Raw genomic sequence first — 7,298 nt, forward strand, 5'->3', positions numbered from 1 at the left:
TTTATCAGAAAACCAAACCATGACCGACCCCAATATCCATCGTTTCGCATCTTCTGTTGAGGACATACCCTTCCCTTCAGGTTTCACATACCCGTTTCATTACACCCCACATCCATTGGTGCAGACGGCGGCACACGAAGTGCGGGCTTATCTCCGCACTCGTCCCGAATGGGAAGAAGAACTGAAGAAAGGGAAGATGTTTGGTGTGCTTCTGATAGAAGATACGGAAGGATATGTAGGCTATTTGGCGGCTTTCTCCGGAAATCTTGACGGAAGCAACCTACACCGTGGGTTCGTACCTCCGGTGTATGACCTTTTGTGTCCGGACGGTTTCTTCAAGCAAGAGGAAAGTGAGATATCCGCCATCAACCGACGCATCGAATTGCTGGAAACAGACGAAGATTATCTGCACCTGCAACGCACATACCAAATCGGTGCGGAAGCCTGTCGGACGATATTGGCAAAAGCCAAAGAGGAAATGAAACAAGCCAAATCGTTGCGTGAAGAAAAGCGGAAGAAAGGGATTTCGCCCGAAGAAGAAGTCGCACTCATCAAGGAAAGCCAGTTCCAAAAAGCCGAATACAAACGCTTGGAGAAAAGGCTGAAAGCGCAGGAAGAAGAACAGAAAAACTCGCTTGTGGTGTTCGAGAATCAGATACAAACCCTGAAACACGAACGGAAAACCCGCTCGGCGGCACTCCAGCAAAAACTATTCGAACAGTTTCGCATGCTCAATGCTCAAGGAGAAGAAAAAGACCTTTGCCAAATCTTTCATGAAACCCCACAAGGCACACCACCTGCAGGAGCCGGCGAATGTGCCTTGCCCAAACTTCTGCAATACGCCTACCAACATAACTTTCACCCTTTAGCCATGGGAGAATTTTGGATCGGCGAATCTCCCAAAGAAGAAATCCGACACGAAGGACATTTCTATCCCTCGTGCAAGAATAAATGTGAACCCATACTGAAACACATGCTTATCGGATTACAGGTAGAGCCCAATCCCTTGGCAGGAAGAGAGACAAAGAAAAAAGAACTGGAAATTGTATACGAAGACGAATGGCTAATTGTAGTAAATAAGCCTGAAGGCATGCTTTCCACACCTGGCAAACTGACCACAGATTCGGTCTATACCCGTCTGCATACACTTTATCCTACCGCAACAGGCCCACTTATTGTCCATCGCCTTGATATGGCTACATCCGGATTGTTGCTGGTTGCCAAAACCAAAGAAATCCATTATGCACTACAAAAAATGTTCGCTTCCCGACGGATACAAAAACGATACACAGCATGGCTGAACGGCATCGTAACCACAGATGAAGGTATCATCAACCTTCCTATTTGCCCCGACTATGACAATCGTCCTTATCAAATGGTGCATTCCGAATACGGGAAACCAGCCGTTACCCGTTATAAAGTGCTCGGACGGAAAGACGGAAAAACCCGCATTGCATTCTATCCCCTCACCGGACGCACTCACCAACTGCGCGTCCATGCGGCTCATCCGGACGGACTGAATTGCCCCATCATAGGCGATGAGCTATATGGGAAAAAAGCCGACCGCCTATACCTGCATGCCAGTGAACTGTCATTCGAGCATCCGGCAACCGGTCAACTGATAACCTTCTGCAAGGAAGCTGAATTTTAAAGCTCGATGACACAATTTAAGCTTAAATGACTGAACAGACAGTAAACTTTTGCCTGTACAGCTTGTCTGATAAATAAAGACACGAAAAGCGTACGGCTTTCAATCGGTACCGGGAGGCTTCATGCTTGATACGTGTTGTTATGTATAACTTAAAACCCAGACAAGATGAAAACAACTAATTTTTGCTACATTCTTTTGACAAGTGCCCTACTTTTCAGTTCTTCTCTATTTGCTCAGGAAAAGCCCCAACGTGGGAAACGACTGACTCCCGAACAACGCATTGAGCGTCAGGTGGAAAAAATGGATAAGCAACTGCTACTGGACGATAAGACTTCAGCCAAATTCCTTCCCTTATACAAAGAATACCTTACAGCCTTGGCAGAATGCCGACAAGACATGCCTGCCCCCAAAGGAGCTCGTGAAAAAGAATTGAACGATGATGAACTGGACAAATTTATGCTATCACGTTTTGAATGCAGAAAGAAATGTCTTGAGATTCAAGAGACTTATTACAAGAAATTCAAAGAAATCTTGACAATGCGTCAGGTAGAGAAAGTCTTCTGTTTTCGCCCAAATCCGAAACCTCATCATCGGATTAGTCCGGAAAAATTTCCAATAAAAGCCCCATTGCCTGCCGAAAAGCTCATCCGTTAACAGCAAAATCAAGGGAAATGACAGACACTCCTGCAAACAAGCCACATGACATGATATGGACGTCATTTCCCATACAAAGTTTCCATAAACAGTCAAAGAGGCATCAAGATACATACGTGTCCTGATGCCTCTTATTTCTTACAAATTACAAAAAGATCCACGCAACAACATCGCTTTCGTCTTGCCTGTAAACCCTAACTGCAGGATTTCACTGATGCTGTTCACGCAACAGGTCGTTCACAGTCTTTACCGGATTGAAGGTACTGAGCGGAACTTCTACAAATACCGTACTCCAGTCACTCATCGAACCGTTCCAAAGTCCCGGAAGCTCCAGCGCTTTCAAGTCTTTACCGTTCTTCGACTTGTATGAGATAAAACCAGTAGCCTTATCGACGTGTTCCAACAAATTGAACTTATTGCCTTTGTAATCACGCACAGCACATACCAAATCCACCGGATTGAAATGTGTTCCCTTTTCGAACATCGCCTTCTTTTCCGGATCTTTCATATCAATCTGCGAACTTTCCAGAATCTGCAACGAAACAGTACCATCCGGATTATAAGCCAGAAACGGTCCTCCACCCGGTTCACCTACATTCTTTACCATACCGCACACGCGCATCGGACGATTAAGCTTCTTACGCAGATAAATTACCAGGTCGGCATCTTCCATATCCTTGATGTCTTCCTTGCGACAACGCAACTGCTGCTGGACGAAACGAATAATACTTTCAAGTTGTTCATGGCTATAATGACCACTATCCAGCAATTCCAAATAATCGAATGCTTGTTTTTGAAGCGTCACCAGCACACCTGCCAACAATTTTTTGTAGGTCACAGTATCTTCTTTCAACCGGTCCGGAACCACGTTATCAATGTTCTTGATAAACACAATATCGGCATCCAAATCATTCAGGTTTTCAATCAATGCTCCATGACCACCCGGACGGAATACCAACTTCCCTTTATCATCGCGGAACGGTTTGTTGTCCATGTCTGCTGCGATAGTATCTGTACTGGGTTTCTGTTCGGAGAACGAAATATTATATTCCACTTCATACTTTTTCGCATATTCACCGATTTTGGCATCCACCAGTTTGGCAAACAATGCACGATGTTCGGTAGAAACAGTGAAGTGTACATTTACCTTACCGGTTTTTCCGGCAGCATACAAAGCACCTTCTACCAGATGTTCTTCCAATGGCGTACGTACCCCGTCAGCATATCGATGGAACTTCAACAAGCCCTTTGGAAGTGAACCATAATTCAGTCCGGCAGCTTCAAGCAAATTCGAAACAATAACCTTGTAATTTTTTTCTTCCAGCAATGCGTTGATATCTTTTCCCGTGTTATCCAGACACGCTGCATTCAAATCATTGTAGAAAGCAAAATTATGGATATGATCGAAAAACTTCTTTTCGAAGTCAGTAGTAGGCACATCATAATCGGCTCCTAAAAACTCAAACATATTCTTGAACATCCGGCTTGCCGCACCCGATGCAGGAACAAATTTCACAATTTTGCGGTCACCATCCTTATAAGCATCCCATGCAGCCAGATATTTTTTCTGCATGGCCTCATCGGCTACCATGATACCATTATTTTCTACTGAAGCAGCGGCTGCAAGACGCAAAAAAGGAAACCCATGTTCGAAACAAGCCAACTGCTCTTCAATCTGTTGCTCAGAAATGCCTTTCTTCGCCAACAATTCTTTGTCTTCGTGTGTTAACATATATGATAAATTTAAGTAATGAATAAGTTGCCATAAAGCATTCACACCCCAAAAATATAAAAAAACCATCAACTATGCACAGATAATAAAGAAAAAAAGTAACTTTACGAAGAAATAATGAAGATTTAAGAATAAAGAATGAAGAAACTGTTACGCAATGACACACTTCATCTTTCATTCTCCCTCCTTAATGTTAATAAAATTATGGAAGAGCAAGCATTCTTTACCCCACAAGAGCACAAACAACTTGTGCCACTTTACAGACGACTTTTACGATTGTCTGGCGACACTTTACAGAAAGATGACTGCCGCAACGTGAAAAAGCAACTGATCCAAAGCATGTCGGCAGGAAGCATTCCCCGCAACGCATTCAATATGAACCCGATTATCAAAGATATGCAGACAGCCATCATTGTTGCAGAAGAAATCGGTATGCGGCGTGCCTCCATTCTAGGCATCATGCTGCATGAATCTGTAAAATACCACTTATGCACACTTGAATCCGTACAAAAGAATTACGGAGAAGACGTAGCAGGAATCATACGAGGTCTGGTAAAAATAAATGAACTTTACGAAAAAAGTCCAACTATCGAATCGGAAAACTTCCGGAATCTGTTGCTTTCGTTTGCCGAAGACATGCGCGTCATTCTCATCATGATCGCCGACCGTGTAAACTTAATGCGACAAATCAAAGAAAGTCCCAACGAAGAGGCACGGCTTGCCGTGTCCAACGAAGCTGCCCATCTGTATGCACCATTGGCACATAAGCTTGGCTTGTACAAACTGAAATCAGAATTGGAAGACCTCTCATTAAAGTACACGCAGCACGACATATATTATCATATCAAGGAAAAGTTGAATGCAACCAAGGCTGCACGCGACCGTTATATTCAGCAATTTATCGAACCGGTACGTAAAAAACTGGAAGAGAGCGGGCTGAAATTCCACATCAAAGGACGTACAAAAACCATTCACTCCATCTATCAGAAGATGAAGAAACAAGGCTGTCCATTCGAAGGTGTGTACGACCTGTTTGCCATCCGGATTATCCTCGACTCACCTTTGGATAAAGAAAAACAAGAGTGCTGGCAGGTATACTCAATCGTAACTGATATGTACCTTCCCAACCCCAAACGTCTGCGCGACTGGCTTTCCGTGCCCAAAAGCAATGGATATGAGTCACTCCACATTACAGTAATGGGACCCGAAGGCAAATGGGTGGAAGTACAGATACGCACCGAACGTATGGATGAAATAGCCGAAAAAGGACTTGCTGCCCATTGGCGATATAAAGGTATCAAAGGTGAAAGCGGACTGGACGAATGGTTGAACTCCATCCGGGAAACACTGGAAAATGCTGACAACGATGCCGAAACCATCGACCAGTTCAAACTGGACCTGTACAAGGATGAAGTATTCGTGTTTAGTCCTAAAGGAGATTTGTACAAACTCCCGCAAGGAGCCACTGTGCTGGATTTTGCTTTTGCCATTCACTCTAACTTGGGATGCCATTGTGTAGGAGCAAAAGTAAACGGCAGGAATGTACAACTGAAACAAAGCCTGAACAGCGGTGACCAGGTAGAAATCATGACTTCTACCACACAGACACCCAAACGCGACTGGCTGAATTTTGTCACGACTTCGAAAGCCCGAAACAAAATACGCCAAGCCTTGAAGGAACTGGTGGCACGACAAACCGAATTTGCACGAGAAACCTTGGAGCGTAAATTCAAAAACCGGAAAATAGAATACGATGAAGCCATCCTGATGCGCCTCATCAAGAAATCTGGGTTCAAAACCGTGACCGATTTCTATCAAAGCATAGCCAACGAAACGACAGATATCAACACATTGATAGATCACTATCTGGAAATGCAACGGAAAGAAACCGATCAACGCGAAGAAGTGATTTACCGAAGTGCCGAAAATTTCAACATACAGCAAGCTACAGACGAAAAGAACGTGTACAAAGATGATGTTCTGGTCATCGACCAGCACTTGAAAGGCATCGATTTCAAGCTGGCACGCTGCTGCAACCCAATCTACGGTGATGAGGTATTCGGTTTCGTTACCATCTCGGGAGGCATCAAAATACACCGGTGCGACTGCCCGAACGCTCCTGAACTGAAAGCACGGTTCCCTTACCGCATCGTACGTGCACGATGGGCAGGAAAAAGTCAAGGGAAACAATACCCTATCACACTGCGCATCGTAGGGCACGACGACATAGGTATCGTGACCAACATCACTTCTATCATTAACAAAGAAGACAATATCCTGCTGCGTTCCATCAGCATCGATTCGAACGATGGATTGTTCTCAGGAATGCTTACAATAATGGTAGACGACACCAATAAACTGGAGGCACTCATCAAGAAAATAAAAACGGTAAAAGGGGTAAAACAAATCAGCCGCGGATAACATCATGGAACGGGAAACACAGGACATTAAACAGGTTCTGTGTTTCCCGTCCCGCATTCATTTTCAATTGCCAATCCCACAAATTTAGTGAGACCCAAATTTAGTGAGATATGCATTTTTCATTTTTATAACGCTTAACACACATCCAGATAACAGAAAAAAACCTAACTTTGTAACGTTTTTAAATAAAGCAAATTCCATGAAAAAGATTCTTACCACCTTATGTTTTGTAGCGATGGTAATAGTTGCCATTGCAGCAGGTACTGCCGATATTAAATTCGATGAAACGACACACAATTTCGGTTCTTTTCCTGAAAATAGCCCGAAGGTAACCTGTAAATTCAAATTCACCAATACAGGCAACGGTCCGTTAGTCATCCATCAAGCCATCGCATCGTGTGGATGCACCGTCCCACAATATCCTAAAGAACCCATCAAACCTGGTGAAAGTGGAGAAATCATCATTACTTATAACGGAGCAGGCAAATTCCCCGGACACTTCCGCAAATCAATCACCCTGCGAACCAATGCTAAACAAGAAGTAGTACGCCTTTACGTAGAAGGCGAAATGACTCCTTCCAACAACGAATAAATATTACAAATGTATTTGCAGACGTATCTGATTTCTGCAAAACACCGTTCCCGGAACATACGTTTTTGGAATACCCCAAAGCAGCCTTTGGAGGAAAACACAAAGTAGTAGTGCTTGTAGAAAACAATCTGTATAATTTAGCTGTTTTGAATTTATCGTGCGATGATTTGGGATGAGTTTTTGAGGCATTTTCGCTTCTGTGATGAGGAAGATAGCGGGCTATCTGACGAAGAACAGGAGCGAAAAGG

Annotated in this window: 5 protein-coding genes; 4 read left to right on the forward strand and 1 reads right to left on the reverse strand. The window is 43.8% G+C overall.

What is annotated here, in order from left to right:
- Positions 1-19: 19 nt before the first annotated feature.
- Positions 20-1,651 carry an RluA family pseudouridine synthase gene (locus tag B5F78_RS04130; RefSeq protein WP_087406104.1) on the forward strand — a complete coding sequence of 544 codons (1,632 nt, stop codon included), beginning with the start codon at positions 20-22 and terminating at the stop codon, positions 1,649-1,651.
- A gap of 165 nt (positions 1,652-1,816) precedes the next feature.
- Positions 1,817-2,305, forward strand: coding sequence for a hypothetical protein (locus tag B5F78_RS04135; protein WP_087247909.1), 489 nt, complete (start codon positions 1,817-1,819; stop codon positions 2,303-2,305).
- A 208-nt stretch (positions 2,306-2,513) separates the two neighbouring features.
- Here B5F78_RS04135 and B5F78_RS04140 read toward each other — a convergent pair whose 3' ends face one another.
- Positions 2,514-4,037: a DUF4301 family protein gene (locus B5F78_RS04140; RefSeq protein ID WP_087247907.1), complete on the reverse strand. Its 1,524-nt coding sequence runs from the start codon at positions 4,035-4,037 to the stop codon at positions 2,514-2,516.
- A gap of 204 nt (positions 4,038-4,241) precedes the next feature.
- On the opposite strand from B5F78_RS04140, the gene B5F78_RS04145 reads away from it, so the two are divergent.
- Both B5F78_RS04145 and B5F78_RS04150 read left to right on the forward strand, forming a co-directional pair.
- On the forward strand, positions 4,242-6,458 hold the full coding sequence (locus B5F78_RS04145; protein WP_087213018.1) for a RelA/SpoT family protein: 2,217 nt from the start codon (positions 4,242-4,244) through the stop codon (positions 6,456-6,458).
- 199 nt (positions 6,459-6,657) lie between these two features.
- Positions 6,658-7,050: a DUF1573 domain-containing protein gene (locus B5F78_RS04150; RefSeq protein ID WP_022038991.1), complete on the forward strand. Its 393-nt coding sequence runs from the start codon at positions 6,658-6,660 to the stop codon at positions 7,048-7,050.
- Positions 7,051-7,298: the final 248 nt, after the last annotated feature.

Origin of the sequence: Bacteroides sp. An279 (assembly GCF_002159615.1) — a bacterium.
GTDB lineage: Bacteria > Bacteroidota > Bacteroidia > Bacteroidales > Bacteroidaceae > Phocaeicola > Phocaeicola intestinalis.